We start from the raw sequence: 3,066 nt of genomic DNA on the forward strand, positions 1-3,066 counted from the left end.
ACTGTTGAGTTCTCAAACAACACCTTCACATCGATCCGCGGTAGCTCTCTGACCACCGGTTCTCGAGGATGTACTGCGCTTCGCTGTCCCTTTCGGGGCAACTTCTCCAGTCTAGCGACTCTGGCCTTCCCGTTCAAACCGGGCGGTTCCTGCCTCTTCGTGGAGCGTGTCGCCTCTCTCGGCTCGGGCCTCTCGGTCCGGGCTCGCTCTCGGCGACTTCCAATAAGTTACGCAGACGTGAACCGAAACGCAAATCGCCTGGTCAGGTCGGTGAAATGCGAGAAGGCGCCGGTATTCCCGGCGCCCTCCTGCGGTCACTTGCGGCGGATCAGCGGATCCGCACCCCTGCAAAGCTCTTCTTGCCCCTGCGCAGGACGAGCCAACGCCCGTGCAGCAGGTCCGACGGCGCCGGGGTCCATTCCGCGTCAGCGATGCGCTCGTTGTTGACGTACGCACCGCCCTCGCCGACCGCGCGCCGGGCAGCCCCCCTGCTCTCGCACAGCCCGGACGCCGCGAGCAGATCGACGATCGTGTCCGGCTCCCCGGGAGCGAGGTCCACCGCGCCGGCGTCCTCGAGAGCCGCCGCGAGCGTCTGCTCGTCCAGACCCGTCAGCTCACCTCGGCCGAACAACGCCTGCGACGCGGCCTGCACGGACTCGGTCGCGCTGACACCGTGGACGAGCGTGGTCATCTCCTCGGCGAGGCGCTTCTGCGCGGCCCGCAGGTGCGGCTTCTCCCGGGTGACCTCCTCGAGCTGGGCGATCTCCTCCCGGCCGAGGAAGGAGAACCACCGCAGATACCGGATCACGTCGGCGTCGGCGGTGTTGAGGAAGTACTGGTACCAGGCGTACGGACTGGTCATCGCGGGATCGAGCCACAGGCTCCCACCGCCCGTGGACTTGCCGAACTTGCGTCCGTCCGACGAGGTGACCAGAGGGACGGTCATCGCGTGCACGGATTCCCCGTCCACCCGACGGTTCAGGTCGACGCCGCCGATGATGTTGCCCCACTGATCCGAGCCACCGAGCTGGAGCGTGCACCCCATGGACCGGCGCAGCTCGAGGAAGTCGTTGGCCTGCAGGAGCATGTAGGAGAACTCGGTGAACGAGATCCCCTCCCCCTCCAGGCGGCGCTTGACGGTCTCCCGCCCCAGCATGGTGTTGAGGGAGAAGTGCTTGCCCACGTCGCGGAGGAACTCGATCACGGAGAGGTGGCCGGTCCATTGAATGTTGTTGGCCACACGGGCCCCCGTGGGTCCGTCGGTGAGATCGACGAACCGCTCCAGCTGGCCCGCGATCCGCTCCGTCCACTCGGCCACCGTGTCCGTGGTGTTCATCGCCCGCTCCCCGACCTCGCGGGGGTCGCCGATCAGCCCGGTCGCCCCGCCCGCCAGCACGATCGGCCGGTGGCCGGCCAGCTGGAACCGACGCAACGTGAGCAGGGGGATGAGATGACCGGCGTGCAGGCTCGGTCCCGTCGGGTCGAAACCGCAGTAGAGCGACACCGTCCCCTCGTCGAGATGGGCGCGTAGCGCGTCGATGTCGGTCGACTGCGCGATGAGCCCCCGCCACTGCAGGTCATCGAGGATGTTGTTGGTCACGGCCGCCATTGTCCCCCATCGACGCACCGCGTCACCACGGGGCGTGGTCGGTCACCCGCCCCGCACGCGGGCTCCGCCGGTACGGCGAGACCTCCCTGGCCCCGGCGGTCCAGAACCGCCACGGCACGTCCGCCGCGCGGGAGACCCCCACCCGGGGACCCGTCCGGATGAGGTCGCCGGGGACCGGATCCGGTTGGAAGGTGATGGACGACGACGAGTCGAGCACGTCCGTGCCGCGGAACGACAGGTCGATCCCGAGCGCACTGCCGAGATTGCCCGGTCCGCGGGCGGCCCGCTCGGCCGGGACGCCGGGCCGGCGGCCGTCCACCACCTCGTGTCCGGCCACGACCCGCGCGCCGCGGAGGAGGATGCCACCACCCTCGCCCGCGGGGCGGCACGTGATGTTGACGCACCGGTGGATGCCGTGGCTCAGGTACACGTACAGGTGGCCCGCGTCTCCGAACATCACCTGGTTCCGCGGGGTCGGTCCCGGCCAGGTGTGGGCGGCCGGATCCGGGTGGGCCGAGCCGGACGGGCCGCCGTAGGCCTCCACCTCGACGATCCGCACCGCGACCGGTCCGTGGCTCAGCACTCCCCCGAGCACCGCCCGCGCGGCCTCGTCGGGAGGGGCCACGCGGAGCAGTTCCCGGAACCGATCCTGGTCCGGGCCGGGGAGGGTCTCGGTCACTCCTGCGGGATACCGCCGGCCCGGGCCACCAGCTCCGCGTGCTCGGACTCGTCGACCTGCCGCGATTCGTCGACCAGCAGGACGGGGATCCCGTCGTCGATCCGGTAGGCGCGGCGCAGCCGCGGGTTGTAGAGCGTGTCCTGTCCCGCCAGGAGCAGCGGCCCCTTGTCCTCGGGGCAGGCGAGGATCTCGAGCAGGCGGTCATCTATGGCGGACATGGCGCTCACCCTACCCAGTCCGCGAGCTCGTCACGGATCTCTCCCAGCCGCCGGCGCTGCTCGGCCACGGCCGTACCGGCTGTGCCGCCACGGGCGTTCCGCGACGCGATCGACCCCGTCACCGTGAGCACGTCACGCACCTCCGGCGTGAGCGCCGGGTGGACGGCCGCCAACTCGTCGTCGGAGAGCTCGTCCAGCCCGACGCCGCGACCCTCGGCCACGCGCACGCACTCCCCCGCCGCCTCATGGGCCACGCGGAACGGGATGCCCTGACGGACCATCCACTCCGCGATGTCCGTGGCCAGGGTGTACCCGGCCGGCGCCAGCTCGGCGAGCCGCTCGGGATGGAACTCCAGCGTGGCGACCATTCCCGCCATCGCCGGGAGGAGCAGGTCCAGCTGGGCGACCGAGTCGAAGACCGGCTCCTTGTCCTCCTGCAGGTCCCGGTTGTAGGCCAGCGGCTGGGCCTTGAGGGTGGCCAGCAGCCCGGTGAGATTGCCGATGAGTCGACCCGTCTTGCCGCGCATCAGCTCGGCGACGTCCGGGTTCTTCTTCTGCGG

General features: G+C 70.3%; 3 protein-coding genes and 1 pseudogene. All 4 read right to left on the minus strand.

The window, feature by feature from the left end; genetic code table 11:
• Positions 1-328: 328 nt before the first annotated feature.
• Positions 329-1,600, minus strand: coding sequence for a tyrosine--tRNA ligase (tyrS, locus tag B4M60_RS09850; RefSeq protein ID WP_349679620.1), 1,272 nt, complete (start codon positions 1,598-1,600; stop codon positions 329-331).
• 31 nt (positions 1,601-1,631) lie between these two features.
• Positions 1,632-2,288: a DNA-3-methyladenine glycosylase gene (locus tag B4M60_RS09855; RefSeq protein ID WP_291082978.1), complete on the minus strand. Its 657-nt coding sequence runs from the start codon at positions 2,286-2,288 to the stop codon at positions 1,632-1,634.
• Complete coding sequence (locus B4M60_RS09860; protein WP_291082981.1) at positions 2,285-2,506, minus strand: Trm112 family protein; 222 nt, start codon at positions 2,504-2,506, stop codon at positions 2,285-2,287. The genes B4M60_RS09855 and B4M60_RS09860 overlap by 4 nt, the downstream gene beginning before the upstream one ends.
• 5 nt (positions 2,507-2,511) lie before the next feature.
• Positions 2,512-3,066, minus strand: a pseudogene (locus B4M60_RS09865) (argininosuccinate lyase); the annotation flags it as partial.

It is taken from the genome of Dietzia sp. UBA5065, assembly GCA_002415925.1.
Taxonomy (GTDB): Bacteria; Actinomycetota; Actinomycetes; order Mycobacteriales; family Mycobacteriaceae; genus Dietzia.

Bases quoted from the DNA above. Each gene is read 5' to 3' on its own strand.
- B4M60_RS09860 (WP_291082981.1), bottom strand. From the start codon at position 2,506: ATGTCCGCCATAGATGACCGCCTGCTCGAGATCCTCGCCTGCCCCGAG.